This window comes from Streptomyces sp. CB02959 (assembly GCF_002803155.1).
Lineage (GTDB): Bacteria > Actinomycetota > Actinomycetes > Streptomycetales > Streptomycetaceae > Streptomyces.
In genome coordinates this window covers 258460-275570 of the sequence record NZ_NNBP01000006.1, presented here as the reverse complement: position 1 = coordinate 275570, position 17111 = coordinate 258460, and the positions used below count along the sequence as shown (strand labels likewise).

Sequence of the window (17111 nt, the reverse complement as noted above, 5' to 3'; positions counted from 1 at the left end):
TGCTGAGCGCGGCTACGGCAAGGCGCCCCGAACCCTCTGGGTTCGGGGCGCCAAGACGTTGGATCAGGCCGGGGTGACGTTCTCCGCCTGCGGGCCCTTCGGGCCCTGGGTGACGTCGAAGTTCACCGGCTGGTTCTCTTCCAGGGACCGGAAGCCAGCCGCGTTGATGGCGGAGTAGTGGACGAAGACGTCCGGGCCGCCGCCGTCCTGGGCGATGAAGCCGAAGCCCTTTTCAGCGTTGAACCACTTCACGGTGCCGCTTGCCATGTTGTCCCCTAGTCCAGGGTCGGGGGGCACTGGCTTGTCAGTGCCCCAGGGTGAGGTGATCGCCCTGGTCCTCGGGTACTGCTGCACAGCACGACGCCCGCGGCGCGAACCGCGGGCGTCGAGACTTCGGAACCACGACTACTAGTGAAGAAGTTAGCCGATCCGGAGTCGCCTGGCTACCGGACGCAACGGAACTGGGCAGCGGCGTGGGAGCGACCCGTCGGACAGGCTCTGGGGCGTGTCCGATGGGATGAGCGCAATACCGATGTGGTCCAAGCTCCGTGGGATCACGCGACGCCGATCCCAGACACCCCGGCGGGCCCCTGAACGAGGCGGGGCAGGCCCTGCATCAATGCATCAAGTCTTCACCGCACGCGATGAAGACCCGGAGCTCCCGGGGGGTCGAGCGCGCGGGTGCCGAGAGCGGAATGAACCGTTTCTTGACCTCCCGTCTCCTATTCGCCTGTTCGCTCGCCTGCCAGGGTTCTCGTGAAAACCACTGAGGTACGGGGAGAGAGGACTCTCGGTGAAATTGAAGGTGAGATCGGCACTGGTGGCCGGCGTGCTGGCGGCTGCCGCAGTGACGGGAACAGCGGGCACCGCCCAAGCGAACACCTACCAGTACAACGTGATGCTCCAGGACTACGCCACCGGCTACTGCCTGGACTCCAACGGCAGCGATGTCTACACCAATCCGTGCCAGCCCGGAAATCCGTGGCAGCGGTGGAACGTCGTGTCCTACGACGGCAACGTCGGTGGCTACTACGACCGGGTGCAAATCGTCCATCGCAAGGAGGGCAACTGCCTTCGAGTCCAGTGGTCGCATTCCGTCTCGTCTCCCGGTGACTGGTTCGCAACCGGCGCGGCCGGGTGCAATTCGAGCGACTACCGCGATCAGTGGAACATGACCTGGGTCGGCAACAGCTCCGGCAACCCTCGCAACAGTTGGCAGCTTGCCAACTACCAGGCGGACTCCCATCTCAACGAGGTGCTCTGCCTTGATCGCGGGCAGGACGGACACCGGAACCACCTGCTGTGGGACCAGGGCAACCCGCAGGGCGCCCCGGTCGCCAGGACCACCTGCTACAACCACACCAACCGGTACCAGATGTGGAATATGGTCCATTAGGGAATGTCCGGCGGACCGAGGTGAGTACGCGATGTCGATCAGAATTGCTGCGGCGGGAAACTGATCCCTCGCTCGGGTGATCACGCGCTGTGGTGTGTGATGCGCATGCGACGGGGGAGGATTAGGGCGTCCCGATTGCCCGTTCCAAAGCGGGCCCCAGCGGCAGTGTTCCAGAGGAGAATCGATGCAGAAATGCATCGATTTCGGCAAGAGGGGAACGCACCGCTTTTCCCCCGAATTCGTCTACGCCGAGCCAGGCGAAACAGTCTGCTTCCGCTTTCATGGACCTCACAGCGCTACCGAGGCGACAGCGCGTCTGCGCGACCCCTGCCATTCTCTCGGGGAATTTGACACGGGCGTGCTCCATGATGGAGCAGAGGCCAGCATCGTCATCAGCACCCACCACCCGATCTATATCTTCAGTGCGCCTCAGGGCGGGGAAAGCATGGTGGCCATCATCAATTCAGTCCCCAAGGAATCCGTAGAGGCGTGCCGAAAGGCCGCTATCCCTCAGTCAGGCTGACGCCTGATTCGACTTGAGGGCTGCATCGCTGTGTCGAAACCGGTGGGCCGACCGCCTGCGCCGCCTCGGCGTCGGCCGTCGGCCCGCTGGCCTTTGCGTTCCGCGCCTCGAACTGCAACGTGACGCCGGTCACGACGCCGATCGCATACACGCCCCGGCGACGGTGATCGGGCCGTCGACGGTGATCGTGCGTGGCTGCGCGAGCGGCCGGGCGGGCCGGTCCCGCTCACCGGCCCGCCGTCGGAAGGCCGGGGATCAGGCCGGGAGCGCCGCCTCGATCGCCGCGACCAGCTCCGCCGCCTCCGGCTCGGTCCGCGGGCGGAAGCGGCCGGCCACCGTACCCGAGGGGTCGATCAAGAACTTTTCGGGTTTCTTCTCCAAAGAACACACCCCCCGTGACCTGGGGAAACGAGACAAGGCGCACCCGCCGGGAGAGATCCCGGCGGGTGCGCCGTCGTGCGACTGCGACGGTCAGTGCGGGGTGGGAGCGCCGGTCGGCTGGTAGAGGGCCGTGAGTCTGGCCGTTTCCTCGTCGCGGAAGTCCCGGACTTCGGCGCAGCGCTGGCTCATCACGAACTCGCCCAGTGTCAGGCACAGGTCCATGCGTTGGATGCACACGCCGACCATGAAGGGTCCGTTCTGTGCGCGGTACATGCGTACGCCGTAGTACCCCTCTTGGCAGTCCTGATCGTTGTTGAACCGGCATCCGGCGCAGGTCTCCGGTAGCCGGACGGGGCGGATGCTCTTGGCGTAGAGCGTGCGGCCGTCGGGGAGTCGGTAGCGGGTGCGCTGGTCGGAGGCGCCGGCGGTGACGATGCGACGGACGGGCACCGCTCCGAGGCGGTCGACGACCTCCTGCATGGCGGCGAGGGATGCCCCGTCGTCCTCAAGGTTGACCAGCATCCGCACGGTGACGGCCTGCCCGTGTTCCTCGATGACGCGGAGTACCCGTGCCACGTGGTCATGGTTCGGGATCACGATGTTTGCGGAGACTTTCACCCCGTGCCGGGTGGCGGTCTCGATCGTGGCAGCGAGGGCGTCCAGCTTTCGCGCCGCCAGTTTCGGCGAGGCTAGGCGCGGTGCTTGGACGGCGGCGAGTTCCTCGGGCGTGGTGCCGAACACGGACAGGTTGATGCGGTCGAGCCCGGCCGCGGCGCACTCGGGAAGCACGGCGGCCCCGTTCTCGCCGTTGCTGGTGAGCCCGACCGTCAGGTCGAGGCGCCGTGCGATGCGGATGAGTTGGGGAAGTTCGGGGTGGAGGGTGGGTTCTCCGCCGGTGAAGTGGATTTCGGTGGTCGGGAGGCTGCCGCGCACCGCCGCCAGTGCCAGGGCGAAGTCAGAGTCCGCCTTGATGCGCTCCGGCAGGAAGTTGGCGCCGTTGGTGGTGAGGTAGATCGAGACCCGGCCGGAGCGGCCGGGGGACCCGGTGAACTGTCCTGCCTCGCGGCCGAGGTTGTCGGTCGTGACGGGGGTGCCTTCGTTGTGACAGAAGGTGCAGGCAAGTCCGCACGCGTCGATGATCTTGACGCGTAGGGTCCGGTCCGGAACTACCGTGATCGGTAAGTCGTTTGGGTCGGTCTTGGTCATGCTCGCCTCCTGGCCGGCGGGGACGAGTGCCCCGCCGGCAGATTGTCGAAGAGGGCTAGGTGAAGCGCAGTTCGCTGATCGAGTCGAGGTCGATTCCGTAGCGGGCGAACACCTTGGTCGTGTTCTCGCTGGTCAGGTCCTCACGCGGGATGGACAGACGTTCGAAGGCGGCCCATACTTGTTCTTCGGTGTCGCCCTCGATCTCCAGGTAGGTCGGGATACGTGGCCAGGTGTCGATCTCCAGCCGCACCCCGTCCAGCAGCCAGGACGAGCGCCGGTTCTCCTGGTAGCTGCGGTGTGTGAGCCCCATCAGGGCGAGCAGTGCGTGCGTGTCCTCGAACGAGCCGACCGTCGTCTCGGTCTCCCGGGTGCCGTCGATGGCGTCCGAGCTGATCGTCTTCACGCACAGGGTGACCGCGCCGCCGGAGTCCCGCAGGCGCACCCAACGGCCTGGTACCGGGGGAACGGTGTCGTAGACGTAGCGGCGCATGAGGCGCTCGCCTTGGAAACTTCCGCCGGCCGCCTTGATCCGCTCGGCCATGGCGTCCGGGTCGATGCCCAGTGCCTTCGCTTCGTACTCAACGGTGTGCATGGATCTCCTGTCGGTTGTCAGTGTTTGCGTGCCAAGGCCCGTAACTTCAGCCGTTTAGCACGACGGCTTGTGCCCTCGATCCCAACGGGTCGGCCCGGGGACTATCTCACTCCGGGACGGCCCGTTTCTGCTGGTCACGCTGTTGCGGGTGGCAGCTTGATGAGAAGACGTACGGTCTTGTCGAACTGGTCGAACGGTTCGAGGCCCATCTCGGCGCGCCGCTGGTCGAGATGGTCGGGGTCTTCGATGTCGAATGCCTGAATGCCGCTTGCGTCGACGGCAAAGGCTGTTCCGTATAGCTGTGTAAGGCCGGTGCGGACACGAACTCGATCGGTCAGGAAGGCCAAGTGTCGGTGGGTGGCTTCGCCGGCCTGTACGGCTTCCCGGAGGAGTTCGAGCGCCTGCTCTTGAAGTGTCTGGTCGTCGGAGTGCTGGGCGAGCCACCAGGCCGCATCGGCGCCGGCCTCTCCGGCGAGCGTGTGGCCGGGCCAGCCGTAAACGGTAATGATCAGCTTGAGTGTTTCGGTGCCTCTGTCCTCGGCCCATGCAAGGTCGGCGATCGACGCGTCGTCGTTGCGGAGGTCCGCAACAGCCCGTGCTGATCGGTGCTTTCGCTTTAAGTCGAGCAGTGCGAGGGCGATTTCCGGATGGGTCGGCCGGGTGGCACTCATGAGGCTTTCACCTCGGCCCACACAGCTTTGCCGAGGGGGATGTCGAAGACTCCCCAGGCGCCGGGGCAGAAGGAGTCGAGGATGAGCAGTCCCCGACCGCGGTCACGGTGCTCGGACTCGGGGCGGGGGCGGGGGCGGCGTCTCACGGGGTCGTGTACCTCCACTCTCGTGCGGGTGTCGTCAGCGTCGAGAACGACGCGGAGGAAATCGCCGGGTTCGGTGCCGTATCGAACGGCGTTGGTGACCAGCTCGCTGGTCACCAGGACGGTAGTTTCGAGGTGTTCCTCGGATGCGCCCGGTACGTGAAAGAGCACGTATTCGCGCACGTATTCGCGTGCGACCCGGGCGGATTGGGGCTCACCGGCCAGTAGCAGAATCGGCCGGGGAGCAGTGGGAGGGGCGTAGATGGCAGGCAACGCGTGCCGCCGTTGTTCGATCACGAGTGTCCCCTCTGAGATGGGGGCGATGGCTTACGCCATCGTGCGTGCGCACCTGTGTCGATTCGATACGCCCGGCGTATGGCGACGGCGTATCGTCCTCGGCATGGGTGATCCGCGACTCTGGACGGACGTTCGTTTGCGCGCTGCATGGGCGCGGCGGGACTGGGCTGCGGTGTTACGTGAGTACAAGCGCACCGCCGGCATCTCTCAGCTGAAGCTGGGCGAGTTGATCGGTATGCCGCAGTCCCACGTCTCGCTGATCGTGCGCGGAAAGCGAAGGGTGCTGACCGCTGAGGTCATCCAGAGGATCACTGAGGGGCTGCAAGTGCCTGATGAACTACGGGGTTTGACTGATCATTCAGCAGTCGAGGGGGGCTCGTGGAGCCCCGATCCGCAGCTTCGTGAACGCATCGCTCATGCGCATGCCACGGGGCGGGCTGATCTTCGTACCGCCGATTGGATCGGCAAGGTTCTGACTGAACACCGCAAGGCGGAAGATGTCGTTGGGGGGCGGGATCTATGGCAAGTAGTGAAGGCTCAACTCAACAGTGTGACGGGCCTTTTGCCCACAGCGTCAGGCGGTTCAGCGGATCGCCTTCTGATACTTGCCGCCGAGCACGCACATTGGCTGTCATGGGTTGCGGCGGGACAGGGAAGGCGTGGCGCGGCGATTTCGTGGCTCGACCTCGGCGCGGGTTGGGCGCTTGAAGCTGGGTCGTCAGACCTAGTTTCTTGGTTCGCGCGAGTGCGGTCCCAATACACACTGCGACATGCAAATGATCCAGTACGCGCGCTCCGGACTGCCGAGGCCGCAACATACGGCCTGGGCGGTGGACGCCTGTCGCCGGCAGCAGAGTCGATTGCCCTACATGCTACTTCCCTGGCAGCGGCGGCCGTTGGCGAGCGCGACCGTGCGCAACAACTCGCCGATCGCGCTTATGACCTAGCGGTACAGGTTCCCGACGAAGAGGAACGGCCGGGCTGGCTCTACTGGCTCGATCCGGTGCGTGCCATGCTCAACCGCACAGATGTTGCGTACGCCTCACGAAACTGGAGCGCAGCTGTTGATGGCTACCGTGAAGCACTGGGCATGTTGGCCAACTACCCGAGAGATCACGCACGTTATTCCGAGCGCCTTCAAGATGCTGAGCGCAGGGTCTAGTCTTCTTTGCGGAACACCTTGATTTCGGGTGCTTTAGGTGCATCCGGGTCGTCCACGTGTCGAGCGTTCACGATGACGAATGCATCGTGGCCCAGGTGGCGACGTACTTTGGTGTCCATCTCTTCTTGGGTCGGCCCGTAACGGATTGGTGTGCCGTTGGGCAGACGTCCGGCATCTTCAATGTTGGTATCGAACTCAAAGAGTTCGTAGCGTTGTTCCATACGCTCTGCGTAGTCCCCCTTGTGGGCATCTAAGGTTGCCCACTGCTGGGGGTCGAGAATGTCGTACTTGATCCACCAATGCTGCACCGTTACGTGGCCCTCCGAAGTGTGCTGATCGTGTTCGCCGTCAACGGTAGCTGTACGGAAGCGAATTAGCGTTGCCCCAACCCAAAGAGACCCCGTCGCCGGCTCAAGGCCAGCGACGGGGTACAGCGGTCAGCGGGCGATAGTGGCTTGCCATACGGTCATTAGAAGCCCAACGACGCCAGCCAGGGCGGCGATGCTCGGCAGGGGCCAGCGGCGGCGCTCGACGGCGTCAAGGCGGGTGTCGAGGTCAGCGAGGCGCCGATCGGTCTGGTCGGATCGTTGGACGACCAGGGCGAGGGCGCCGTCGACACGGGCGAACCCTGCTTCGACCGTGCCCCGCAGTCGCTCAAGTTCGAGGGCGACGTCGCCGGGGTTGTGGTCGGTCACATACTGCCCCTGGTGCCCTCGGTGCGGCCGGGCGGCTGAGTGCGCAGCCAGCCGGGGAGTAGCGCCTGCACGCCAGGGAGGGCCATAACGCGGGCGAGGCCGCCGGCGACGGCGAGGGCGCCGGCGACCCAAGGCAGGGACGCGGGCACGCCGGACGCGTCCACGATGGCGGGCAGTGCGACGGCCAGGGCTACGGCGGTCTGTAGGACGGTGCGGATGGTGCGCCGGGTGGCGTCGGTCATGGGAGGTTCCTTACTTCACGATCTTGATCGTCTGGCCGGCGTAGATCCGGTTGGGGTTGGTGATGCCGTTTGCGGCGGCGAGCTTGGCGACGGTGGTCCCGTACCGCGCGGCGATGCCCGACAGGATGTCGCCGGAGCGCACGGTGTACGTGGCGGCCGGCGGCGGCGAGGGGCGGCTCGGCGGGGCCGTGGTGCCGGTCGCCCAGGCACGCAGCGCGGCCCGGTCGAGGAAGGCCCCGAGGTTGGTGTCGAGGGGCCGGTCGGTGTGCTGGTGGAACGTCCACTTCGCCTTGATGCGGGGCCGGCCGGCGGTGACATAGTCCGCGATCCACAGGGCGTCGCCCGCGTTGCCGGTGGTGTCCCGGGTCTTCCAGTAGTCGAGGTTGCAGTACAGGCCGACGCGGTGCGTCGCGCCCCGCAGGCGCTTGACCTCGGCGAGGAACGCATCCTTCTGCGCGCAGCTGACCCCCGCGTCTTCCCAGTCGGCGAACAGCGGGTCACCCTCGACGCTCGCGCACTTCTCGACGAAGTACGCGGCCTGGGCCTTCATGTCGCCGGGGCGCAGGAAGTGATAGAAGCCGACGACCAGGCCGTTGCGGCGGGCGTGGGCGGCCTGGGCGGTCATACGGGGGTTGACGTACGACGTGCCCTCGGTGGCCTTGACGAACACAAAGTCGAGGCCGTTGGCCGAGTAGGTGCTCGGCTGGTACGAGCTGACGTCGATGCCTCTGACAGTCACGGTGTGGTGCTCTCCTGACATGAGAAAACGCCCGCGGCGCGGTGCCGGGGCGTACGGGTGGGGTGGGGTGTGATCAGGCTGCGAGGGCCACGATGGGGATGTCGTGGTCGGCGAGCGCGGTCGCGGCCGTCGGGCTGACGGTGGTGGGCAGTGTGGACTGCGCAGCGATGTACCACGCGCGTGGGAACGGCGTCGTGGTCATGAAGAAGTTCGCTGCGCCGACCGGCGATTCGTTCTGAACATGGAAGTAGGCGAAGTCGGTTGCGGCGCCCACGGTCATCAGCCAGGCCACCCAGTACCGGCCGGGGGTGAGGGTCGTCGAGGTGAACGACAGGGGCACGGCACCGATGTGGTTCGCGGTCATCGCCGGGAGTGCTCCGGTCTCCTGGCCGGCCATGGTGAGAGCGACGGCGCTCGACGCGACCACGCGCGTACCGTCCTCGCGGTAGATGCCGGCCATGAACCGATCGGCGGGCACGCCCCCGTATCCGCGGGCGAACATCACGGCCTTGGTGACGGTGGTCGACTCGGTGATGTTGACGCCGGCGAGGTAGAGACGCTGCGGGGTGAGGTACTTCGCGGCCGGGTTGGCCACCCCGCCGGGGTCGCACGACCATGCCTGAAACCCGAGGGCCTGCGGCGTCCACACGTTCTTGGGGGCCGCGGCCGGCATCTGTCCGATGGGGAGTCGCGCCGCAGCGTCGAGGGATGCGACGCCATTCGCTGCGCCGCGTGCGGTCGAGGCGAGGGCGCCCACCTGGGCGGCGGTGTAGGCGGGGCGCTGCCCGACCGTGAGGATGCCATCGGCGCCGAGGGTGGCGACGCCGGATGCGACTCCCTTCTCAGCCGTGGCGACGGCCCCGACGTCCCCGGCGGTCAGCACGACCGCGCCGGACTGGCCGTTGACCGACGCGACCGCACCCCCGCCGGACGCCGGGAGCTGGGCGGCGGGCACCTTCCCGTCCGCGCCGAGCTGCGCCACACCTCCCGCGGCCCCGGCCGCGCTGGTGGGGACGGCGCCGACGTCGCCGGCGGCCAGGACCACCGCGGCGGCGGACTGGCCGTTGACGGACTGCACCAGGCCGGGCGCACCCGGGGCGCCGTCCTTGCCGGGTGCACCGGCGGGACCCTGTGGTCCCTGCGGACCGGTGGCGCCGCGGGGGCCGACCAGGGATGCGAGCCAGTCGGCGGGCGTGCCGCTGAAGCCGTCGGCGACGGCTACCTCGTAGGCGCTCGCGCCGGCCGGGCCGCGCTCCCCCGGGGGGCCGGGCACCGGCACATAGTTGGGCTTGCTCGGGTCGGTCGGTGCGACGTCGGCGAGGTCGACGAAAGGCACCGCGGCGGGCAGCACGACCTGATACGAGCGGCCGGCCGGGACACCCGACAGGGCCTCGGTCACGGTGTACGACCAGCCATCGGGGATCATGCCGGGCGCATCGGTAGCGGGCAGGGTCGCGCTGATCTGCCCTTGCGCGTCGAGCTGCGCGACGACGGGCCCGCCGAGGATGACGTCGGCGGCCGGGAACGTGAGCTGCGCCGGGGCGCGGAACGTGACGGTGCCGGACAGCGGCCGGCCGTCGGGGGAGAGATAGCGGCCGGTGACGGTGACGGTGGGGATGGACTCGGGGAGCATGAGTTCCTAACTGGTGGCTTCGGTGGCATTGACGGTGTTCGTCCCCCAGATGCCGCGGAGACGGAGCGTGCACGTGCCGGTCCCGCTGGTGCGGCGCGCCCACACGACGGCGGACACGTCCCGTCCGTGCGGGAACTCGCCGGCTGGGAGCACGACGCGGTCGTTGACGTCCTTGGTGGTGGCCGATGCGGCGAGGGACCATGTGGGCCCGTACTGCTGACCGCCGATTCTGAGCAGGGCCTCGGCACCCGTGCCGGCCGGGCCGCTGAGCTGCAAGTTCACACGCAGCACCTTGTGTTGGGTGAGCATCTGGCCGGAGTAGAGCGCGGCCTCGTCGTCGCTGGAGATGGTCATGTACGGCGTGCACGGGATGGGCACCCACGGGCGGCCGAGGTACCCGTCGGCGTACCCGTCATCCATCACGATCGGCGAGGGGTACCCGCCGCGGGCGAACAACCGAACCATCTGAGAAGCGGAGGTGTCGTTGCCGCCGACTTCCAGGGCGACGCCGGTCCCGTCCTCGCGGGCCATGCTCACGCCGTAGCGGCCGGTGGCGGGGAACGAGCCAACCCCGAGGATCTGCGCGCCGCCGGGGGCCCGGACGTCGAGGGTGCCACCCTCGCCGATCACCACGGCCCCGTGCGTAATCCGGTTCAGGGCCGGCCGGGTCTGCGCGCGGCCGGTCAGCTCGCGGACTTGCCGTTCCAGGGCGCGGATACGGTCGAGGAGGTCGAGGGGGACAGCGGCCATTTAGGGCGCCTCCAGGTACAGGCGGGCGGTTTCGGGTCGGCCGCGCTCCGGCGGTGTGATGGCCATGCCGACGACGCGGTATCGCTCGTCGAGGCCGTCGGGCCACCACAGGTCGCGGATGCGCAGGCGGATGGTGGTGCCCAGCACGGCGGGGGACAGGGGCGCGCGGCCCATGTGCACGGTGATCTCGGGAATGGTGCGCGGGGAGCGGGCGGCGTCCCAGTCGGCCCGCGCGTGCGCGTCCAGGGTGGGTTTCTCGACCACCGTCGAGTAATCCGAGGTGCCGTCGATTCGGGGCCAGCCGGCCGCGAGGGCGCCCTCGTCCACGAGTAGGTCAGACAGCAGCGGTACGGATTCCTGAGCTTGGTTCTGGTTGTCGCTGGAGCCGCGGGACTGCCAGACGTTCGCTTGCCCGGTGGCGTCCGTCGGCCAGGAGTAGGACATGACGGGGCCCGGGTGGTCGAGGACGACGTCGGCCGTGCCGGTCCGGATCACCGGTGAGCCGAGCTGAAGCCGTTTGACGCGTCGGCCGCTCTCCGGGTCACGGAAGGCTGCGAAACGCCACTCGAAGCCCCCTTCGACCGCGCCGAGTTGGTCGATGAGGTCGCGCAGCGAGGGCACGTCGTAACGGCTGTAGGTGCGGTCCCGTGGCGTGCCGGACGTCTCCGTGCCGTACTCGATGCCGATGTCGCCGCCGGCGGCCTGCTGCGCGTAGTCGATGAGCTGGCGCACGATGTCGAACTGCTCGACCTGCCGGGCCTCGACGGTGTCGAACAGGCGACGGTGGTCGAGGTAACTGTCGAAGGTGCCGGCCTGCACCTGCATGGACAGAAAGCCGCGGTCGGTCGACTGCACCGCAGCCGTCCACACGATCCCGCCCCACCAGATCTCCCGCCCCCGCTCGATCCACAGGGCGGTACGGCCCGGGGCAACGGCGTCGCGCACGCGGGCAGCAACGGCGGCGTTGGGTATGGGGACGGTGCCCTGTGCGGTGCCGGTCTTGCCGAGGTAGTCGTCGAAGCTCACCCCTTGCAGGGGCAGCACGTCGAGTAGCTGGTCGGTCCGCAGGTCGCAGAACAGGGCCCGGTAGGCAGCAGTCACGGCTACCTCCCTACGTGTCGAGCGGGTACGTGATGCCGGTGAAGCTCGCCCACGTCGTCACACCGGAGTTGGTGATCAGGCGGACGCGTCCGCCGGTCTGGAAATCGATCTTCAGCGGTACTCCGCCGGCCGCTGCTGCGACAGATGTCAGGTAGGCGGGGCGGCAGTCGGCCGGGAGGGTGGCGGACAGGGGGTAGGCGTCGTTCGGCGGGGTGCTGGCAGTCCAGCTCACGCCGCCGCGCCACTGCATGTGGGGGACGCCGGCGATCACCATGCGCCGGTACCGCACGGCCCCCAGCGAGTTGCCGTTGTTGGTGTACCCGCCGGCGAGGCTTACCGCGGTCCACCCCACGACGGGGGCGAGAGGCTGCCAGGCGGCGGCCGAGGTCGACCAGCGGTCCAGGCCGGCCCCGTTGTCGCGGTACTGACCGTCGTACCCGCCGGCGGTCGAGGTGCCCCCGCCGCGGGGGATGATCCCGCCGTACGCGGCGGTGTACCGGCGGCGGTCGGCGAGGGCGGCCGGCCAGTTCAGACCGCCGACGCCGGCCGAGGTCCCCGCGGGCACGGTGACGTCCCACAGCCGGAGCGCGGCTGGCGGAAGGGTGGGCGGGGAGGGTGCGGCGGCCGGGGCGCCCTGGATGATCTCGACGGTGGCCGTGGTCTGCCCGGTGGTGTCGTACTGCCCGTCGCTGATCCGCAGCACGACCGAGTCGACGCGGGGGAGTTGGGCGTGTCCGTCGGCGACGGTCAGAGTTTCGGGCGCGGTGACCGCGGCCGGGTAGGCGCCCTGCGACAGGGTGCCCTGTACGACGGCGCGGCCGGTGCCGATCTGGAGCTGCATGGGCCCGACGCTGGTAGCGGCGAGGGGTTGCCCCCGGCGATTACCCCGTCGCGGCTGGTCAGTTCGTCCTGCGGAGTCATCACGCCCACGGGGGCGAGGCGGGTGTCTTCTCGGGTCTGCCCGGTGGGCAGCAGCCATGCGGCGCGCACGGTCACGGGGGTCTCCTTACCAGTAGGCGGAGCGCCACCGCACGGAGCAGGCGGCGCGCGGGTCGGTGGCTCCGGGCGCGGCCCGGAAGGCGAAGTTCGTCGTGCCGGGCGGCAGCGTGAATGTGGCCTCGGGCGCGCTGCGGGCGGTGACGGTGTAGAGGCGGCTGGCGGTGCCGTTGAGTGTGACCGTGCCGGCCGCGGTGTCGACGGTGAGTTCGTCGTCGGCGGCGAGGGCGAGGTCGTACTCGATCCGGTCGCCGGATTCCACGTTGGTCAGGGACGGGAGGGTGACCGGCCCCCGGAAGGTGATCACTGGGTGCGCAGGGGCGTCCCCGTCGTTGACCGCGGCGAGTGCTCCGGTGGAACCGGGCGCGCCGAAGTTCAGCGGCCAGTCGAGGTGTTCGGGCCCGGGGGCGAGGTGCCAGTCGAGGCCGGGCTCGGGCATGGGGAGGCGGGCCTCGACGCGCTGCTCGACCAAGGCGTACCGGCGCGGGTCGCTCGCCTCGAACTGCAACGCGCCGCCGACCACGACACCGACCGCGTACCCGCCCTTGGCGACAGGGATTGCGCGGCGGATGCACCGCGCCCACGACAGCAGGGGCGGGGAGTCGTCCAGGCGCACCACGAGCGGCCGCTCGGTGTCGGTGAGCGCAGTCGCGGCGGCGAGGTGCCGCACGGCGGTGCCGACCGCGCCGGGGTCGGCGCGCAGCACCAGGCCGTCAACGGTGATGGTGCGCAGCTGTGCGAGCAGTCGGCCGGGGATGGCGCCGTGTGCGTCGGCCCGTGGGACTGTGCCGGAGTCCAGCCCCGGGGAGTCCTCCCAGCCGGTGAGGGTCTGCCAGCGGTAGGGGGTGCCCGGACCGAGCAGCACGTCGCCGTACTGGACGTGTCCGGGGGCGGTGACCATGTCACCCGCGGCCATGCCGGTCACCCCCTGCCCTTCATCTGCCAGGCCAGGGCCGCGGCGGTCTGGTCGGCGGTCGCAGCTCCGGCGTGCCAGTTCTCGATGTGGACAGCGGGGCCCGGCGCGGCGGGTGACCACGGTGACGGCGCGCCGCCGGCCGTGGCGAACTGCGGGCCGGCTGGGACGGACACCAGGTTGCGCATGGTGCGGTCGACGGCCGGCGCGCCGGCCTCGATGCCGGCGACCAGGCCGGCCGGGATGAACTTGCCGATCTTGTCGCGCATGAGACGCGACGGCGAGTGGATGCCCAGCGCGCGGGCAATCGGCCCTGGAATCATGTCCTTTGCCCAGCTCATCAACTTACTCACCAACCACGGGCCCATTCCTTTAATGCCGTTCCACAATCCGCGAATGATATCCATCCCCTTGTCGTAGAGCAGGTGGCCCAAGTTTCCGATGCCGGAAGCGATACGACCCGGGAACCCTCGTACCCAGTCGACCAGTTCGCCCGCTTTCCGCACGGTGCCGGTCTTGATTGAATCCCAATGCTTGATGATCAAACCGACCAAGGTCCAGTTAAGGAAGAAGTTCACGATCTTCTGCGGAATGCCCTTGACCCAGTCGACAATTGCGTTCCAGACGCGAGCCGTTCCCGACTTGATGGAATCCCAGTGCTTGATGATGATCCCAACGAGCGTGAAATTCATGAACAAGTCAACGAGGAATTGTCCAACGGACTTGATCTTGTTCCAGATCCATTCCCACACGGCGGCCGTCGCGCTCTTGATCTTGTCCCAGTTGGTGACGATGAGCGCGACAATGCCGACCACGGCAGCGATGACCAGGGCGACGGGGCCCATGGCCATGATCCAGGCCGCGGCCATCCGGGCGCCCTGGATGAGTGCCTGTGCCCCCATGGCGATCCAGGACGCGACCACGCGGCCGGCCGCGGCAGCAGCGCCGGCACCCTGCGCGATCCACCCCGCCAGCACGGTGGCGTTGGACGCGACGAACTGCGCGGCCCCGGTGATCGCTGCCGCGCCCTGCCGGGCCCACCCGACAACCGCGGCAGTCGCCGAGGTCGTCGCCTGCACCGCAAGCTGAATCAGCGCGGGCAACATGAGAGTAGTAATCACGCCGGCCACGATCGAAAGGGTGGTCGAGTGCTGCGCGATGAAGCTCCCTGCCGTGGAGAATGCGGCCCCCAGGGTGCCCACCCACTGTGCAGCAGTCGTCAGGGCCGGGACGACGTAGGTTCCCAGGACGTTCACGACCGACTGTGTAAGCGTGCGCTTGAAGATCTCCAGCTTGGTTGCGGCGTTGTCGCGCATGGAGTTTCCGGCCGCATCCGTGGCGCCCTTAACCTTGCCGAGGGCGTCAACGGCGTGCGCCGGGTCCAGGGCGAAAATCGCCTTCTGCATGTCCTCGAACTTCGGCCCGAAAAGGCCGAGGGCGATTTCCGCTTGCTTGGCTGGGCTTTGAACTCCTCGTAGTTTGGTGATGACCTGCTCGAATGCAGCCGCGGCGGCCGGCCCGCCCTTTTGGAAGGTGGCTTGCATCTTCTCGCCGGAGAACCCAAGATCTGCGTACGCCTGCGTCGTTGCCTTGTTCATTCCCTGCGCCTGCAAGGTGAATTCCTTCAAGGCGTCCGCGACAACGTCGGCATCCCGCGCACCACCCTGTAGCCCCTGCTGCAAAAGGCCCATGGACGTCTGTGCGTCCAAGCCCAGTTGCCGAAATTCGGTGGGGTACTCGCTGAAGGTGTCGAGCAAGTCCTCGGCGGCGTCGACGCCAGACTGTGACCCCTTCACGAGGACGTCCATTGCCTCATCCGCCGACCTGGCGATGCCGGTCTTCAGCATCACCCCGACCGCGCGAGAGACCTTGCTGACGTCCTCGCCCATCACCGCGGCGGTATCGGCGACCCGCCGGCCCATGGTCTGAATCTGCGCCTGCGTTGCCTCGGGCGGAAGAAGGCCGTTGCGGGCAATGCCCTTGATGACCTCGGCGCCGTCCTGGACGCTTTCGACGATCGCGCCGGAGTACAGCGCGCCGGCGGCCTTGCCGTACTGGGCGGCGGCTGGCGCGGTCGCACCGAGTTGGGCCCGCAACTGGCCCGCGATCTGCGACTGTTCGAGGGCGGAGCCGAGGGCGGCGACCAGGGCGCCGCCGATGGCGGCCCCGACCGCGGCAGCAGCGAACTTGCCCTTCAACGACTCGGCGAGGCGACCGCCGGCCCTGCTGCCGCCCTCGGCTGCGCCGTCGGCGACGCCACGGCCGATGCCGTCGCCGGCCTGGCGTCCGGCCCGGTCACCGGCGGCGGCCATCTGGTCCCCGCCGGCCTGCATGGCGGCGCGGGCCCGCGCGACACCCTGCCGGGCGCCGGAGTCGTCCACGGTGATGGTGGCGGCCAGTTCACCGACCATGAGGGCCACGGCTCACCTCCTGGTGGTCGTGCCCCTGGTGGTGGGGGCGTCGGGGGATGGGGTGAGCACGCGGGCGAGGCGGGACTCGGCAGACAGGAGACCCAGGATGCGCACGCGCAGCCAGCGCCAGGACCGGGCCCGCAGGAGGCCGGGCACGCCCAGGTCGAGGCCGTACACCTCGTGCAAGTCGGCCTCCACGAGCGGCCACTCGGAAAGGATCTGCGCCCACGTCAACGACGCGTGCGCGCCTGCTTGGGCTTGGCGGGGGTGGGTGCCTGGCGGGTACTCGTACCACTCGTAGAGCCCCGACTCGGGGTCGACTTCGCCGCGCCCGATCGGGCCCGCCGCGCCTCCCGGTTCGGGGCCAAGCGGTTTGGGTCGCCGGCCGCGTTCCAGAACGTCTCCGCGGCGGCCTTGTCCTGCGCGATCCACACCATGGCCGTGATGGCGGAGTGCTTCAGCGCGGGCCAGGTGACGCCGTCGGTGACCATCTCGTCATGGGCGGGGCCGAGGACGTCGCGGTACAGGTCGCGCTCGGCGGCGTCGCCGAGAACCTGCTCGTCGACCTTCCCGCCGTCGGCGGCGGTCGCCGCGGCGTTGATGAGTGCCTGCGTGCGCAGGCCGACCTCGGCGGACGGGGCCGGAACCGTGTAGGTGCGCCCGCCGATCGGCAGGCGCAGGGTCTCGTCGAGCAGCTCGTCGAGGGCCTCGAACGCCACTACGCACCACCGACCTTGAGCGACTTGGTGTCGCCGGCGAGTGTGCCGGTGCCGGCGGTCGGGTTGGTGATCTCCACCAGTGGGCCGGACCCGGTCAAGGTGACCTTGATGGTGTCGACCTCATCCGGGCCCCCGCCGTCGGGCTCCCAGGTGACCAGGGCCGTGCCCTGATAGGCGTCGTCGGCCCCGTTCCGGTCGTAGTACCGCACCCTGACGTAGCTGCCGGCCCCGAACCGCATCGATGCCTTTCGCAGCAACTCTTGCGCGGCGTTGAAAGCTCCAGTGGTCGGGTGGGCGCGGTGAGCGAGGGTGGTCTCGATGGACCACGCCAGCATGGTCACAGCCTGCTCCGACCAGCCGTCGGCGTCATAGGTCGTGACGTCCTGCTGCGTGGGCTCGATCTTGGGAGTGAACTCGGTGATGCCAGGAATCACAGTCCACGCGGGTGTGCCGTCCTTGCCCGTGTCCAGCTCCAGCCGGTAGCGGCGTGCGAGCGCGGTCACGGTCTCCGCCGGCGGCGTCGGGGTCGTCATGGCGCCTC

General features: G+C 68.5%; 21 protein-coding genes and 1 pseudogene. 3 read left to right on the top strand and 19 right to left on the bottom strand.

Going from position 1 to position 17111, the window contains the following annotated elements; translation table 11 throughout:
- Window positions 1-63: 63 nt before the first annotated feature.
- Window positions 64-267 (bottom strand): cold-shock protein, encoded by a 204-nt coding sequence (locus CG747_RS12865; protein WP_100601831.1) that lies wholly within the window; start codon window positions 265-267, stop codon window positions 64-66.
- Window positions 268-799: 532 nt separating this feature from the next.
- Here CG747_RS12865 and CG747_RS12860 point away from each other — a divergent pair.
- Window positions 800-1396 carry a hypothetical protein gene (locus tag CG747_RS12860; RefSeq protein ID WP_146022075.1) on the top strand — a complete coding sequence of 199 codons (597 nt, stop codon included), beginning with the start codon at window positions 800-802 and terminating at the stop codon, window positions 1394-1396.
- Window positions 1397-1580: 184 nt separating this feature from the next.
- Window positions 1581-1919 carry a hypothetical protein gene (locus CG747_RS47155; protein WP_146022074.1) on the top strand — a complete coding sequence of 113 codons (339 nt, stop codon included), beginning with the start codon at window positions 1581-1583 and terminating at the stop codon, window positions 1917-1919.
- 255 nt (window positions 1920-2174) lie between these two features.
- On the opposite strand, the pseudogene CG747_RS12855 reads toward CG747_RS47155, so the two are convergent.
- The 5 genes and pseudogenes from CG747_RS12855 to CG747_RS12835 all read right to left on the bottom strand — a co-directional run.
- Window positions 2175-2285: pseudogene (locus tag CG747_RS12855) on the bottom strand (glutathione peroxidase); the annotation flags it as partial.
- 105 nt (window positions 2286-2390) lie between these two features.
- Window positions 2391-3506 carry a radical SAM protein gene (locus tag CG747_RS12850; protein WP_100601829.1) on the bottom strand — a complete coding sequence of 372 codons (1116 nt, stop codon included), beginning with the start codon at window positions 3504-3506 and terminating at the stop codon, window positions 2391-2393.
- A 55-nt stretch (window positions 3507-3561) separates the two neighbouring features.
- On the bottom strand, window positions 3562-4098 hold the full coding sequence (locus CG747_RS12845) for a class IV adenylate cyclase (protein WP_100601828.1): 537 nt from the start codon (window positions 4096-4098) through the stop codon (window positions 3562-3564).
- A 134-nt stretch (window positions 4099-4232) separates the two neighbouring features.
- A complete protein-coding gene (locus CG747_RS12840) occupies window positions 4233-4769 on the bottom strand; it encodes a DUF6624 domain-containing protein (protein ID WP_100601827.1) in 537 nt (178 codons plus the stop codon).
- The gene (locus CG747_RS12835) at window positions 4766-5185 is read right to left on the bottom strand and encodes an ATP-binding protein (protein ID WP_257980376.1); all 420 of its coding nucleotides are present in this window, start codon (window positions 5183-5185) and stop codon (window positions 4766-4768) included. The genes CG747_RS12840 and CG747_RS12835 overlap by 4 nt, the downstream gene beginning before the upstream one ends.
- A 49-nt stretch (window positions 5186-5234) precedes the next feature.
- Here CG747_RS12835 and CG747_RS12830 point away from each other — a divergent pair, with 49 nt between their 5' ends.
- Entirely contained in the window at window positions 5235-6371 is a 1137-nt protein-coding gene (locus tag CG747_RS12830) for a helix-turn-helix domain-containing protein (RefSeq protein WP_257980375.1), read from the top strand.
- Here the strand turns inward: CG747_RS12830 and CG747_RS47150 are convergent.
- The 13 genes from CG747_RS47150 to CG747_RS12770 all read right to left on the bottom strand — a co-directional run bounded on the left by CG747_RS47150 (window position 6368) and on the right by CG747_RS12770 (window position 17103).
- On the bottom strand, window positions 6368-6592 hold the full coding sequence (locus tag CG747_RS47150) for a hypothetical protein (RefSeq protein ID WP_146022073.1): 225 nt from the start codon (window positions 6590-6592) through the stop codon (window positions 6368-6370). The genes CG747_RS12830 and CG747_RS47150 overlap by 4 nt on opposite strands.
- 216 nt (window positions 6593-6808) lie before the next feature.
- The gene (locus CG747_RS12825; protein ID WP_100601825.1) at window positions 6809-7066 is read right to left on the bottom strand and encodes a hypothetical protein; all 258 of its coding nucleotides are present in this window, start codon (window positions 7064-7066) and stop codon (window positions 6809-6811) included.
- On the bottom strand, window positions 7063-7308 hold the full coding sequence (locus CG747_RS12820) for a hypothetical protein (protein ID WP_100601824.1): 246 nt from the start codon (window positions 7306-7308) through the stop codon (window positions 7063-7065). The genes CG747_RS12825 and CG747_RS12820 overlap by 4 nt, the downstream gene beginning before the upstream one ends.
- A 10-nt stretch (window positions 7309-7318) precedes the next feature.
- Window positions 7319-8047 (bottom strand): GH25 family lysozyme, encoded by a 729-nt coding sequence (locus CG747_RS12815; protein WP_257980374.1) that lies wholly within the window; start codon window positions 8045-8047, stop codon window positions 7319-7321.
- Window positions 8048-8120: 73 nt separating this feature from the next.
- Window positions 8121-9680, bottom strand: a complete 1560-nt coding sequence (locus CG747_RS12810) for a collagen-like protein (protein WP_100601822.1) — start codon at window positions 9678-9680, stop codon at window positions 8121-8123.
- A gap of 6 nt (window positions 9681-9686) precedes the next feature.
- The gene (locus tag CG747_RS12805) at window positions 9687-10430 is read right to left on the bottom strand and encodes a hypothetical protein (protein ID WP_100601821.1); all 744 of its coding nucleotides are present in this window, start codon (window positions 10428-10430) and stop codon (window positions 9687-9689) included.
- Window positions 10431-11531 (bottom strand): hypothetical protein, encoded by a 1101-nt coding sequence (locus CG747_RS12800; RefSeq protein WP_100601820.1) that lies wholly within the window; start codon window positions 11529-11531, stop codon window positions 10431-10433.
- Window positions 11532-11541: 10 nt separating this feature from the next.
- Window positions 11542-12372, bottom strand: coding sequence for a hypothetical protein (locus tag CG747_RS12795; protein ID WP_100601819.1), 831 nt, complete (start codon window positions 12370-12372; stop codon window positions 11542-11544).
- Between the two features lie 165 nt (window positions 12373-12537).
- Window positions 12538-13443: a phage tail family protein gene (locus CG747_RS12790; RefSeq protein WP_257980373.1), complete on the bottom strand. Its 906-nt coding sequence runs from the start codon at window positions 13441-13443 to the stop codon at window positions 12538-12540.
- Between the two features lie 5 nt (window positions 13444-13448).
- On the bottom strand, window positions 13449-15851 hold the full coding sequence (locus CG747_RS12785; protein WP_257980383.1) for a phage tail tape measure protein: 2403 nt from the start codon (window positions 15849-15851) through the stop codon (window positions 13449-13451).
- A gap of 12 nt (window positions 15852-15863) precedes the next feature.
- Window positions 15864-16037 carry a hypothetical protein gene (locus CG747_RS12780; protein WP_257980384.1) on the bottom strand — a complete coding sequence of 58 codons (174 nt, stop codon included), beginning with the start codon at window positions 16035-16037 and terminating at the stop codon, window positions 15864-15866.
- 44 nt (window positions 16038-16081) lie between these two features.
- Complete coding sequence (locus CG747_RS12775) at window positions 16082-16570, bottom strand: hypothetical protein (protein WP_100601816.1); 489 nt, start codon at window positions 16568-16570, stop codon at window positions 16082-16084.
- Window positions 16570-17103: a phage tail tube protein gene (locus tag CG747_RS12770; protein WP_100601815.1), complete on the bottom strand. Its 534-nt coding sequence runs from the start codon at window positions 17101-17103 to the stop codon at window positions 16570-16572. Before CG747_RS12770 ends, CG747_RS12775 begins: the two co-directional genes overlap by 1 nt.
- Window positions 17104-17111: the final 8 nt, after the last annotated feature.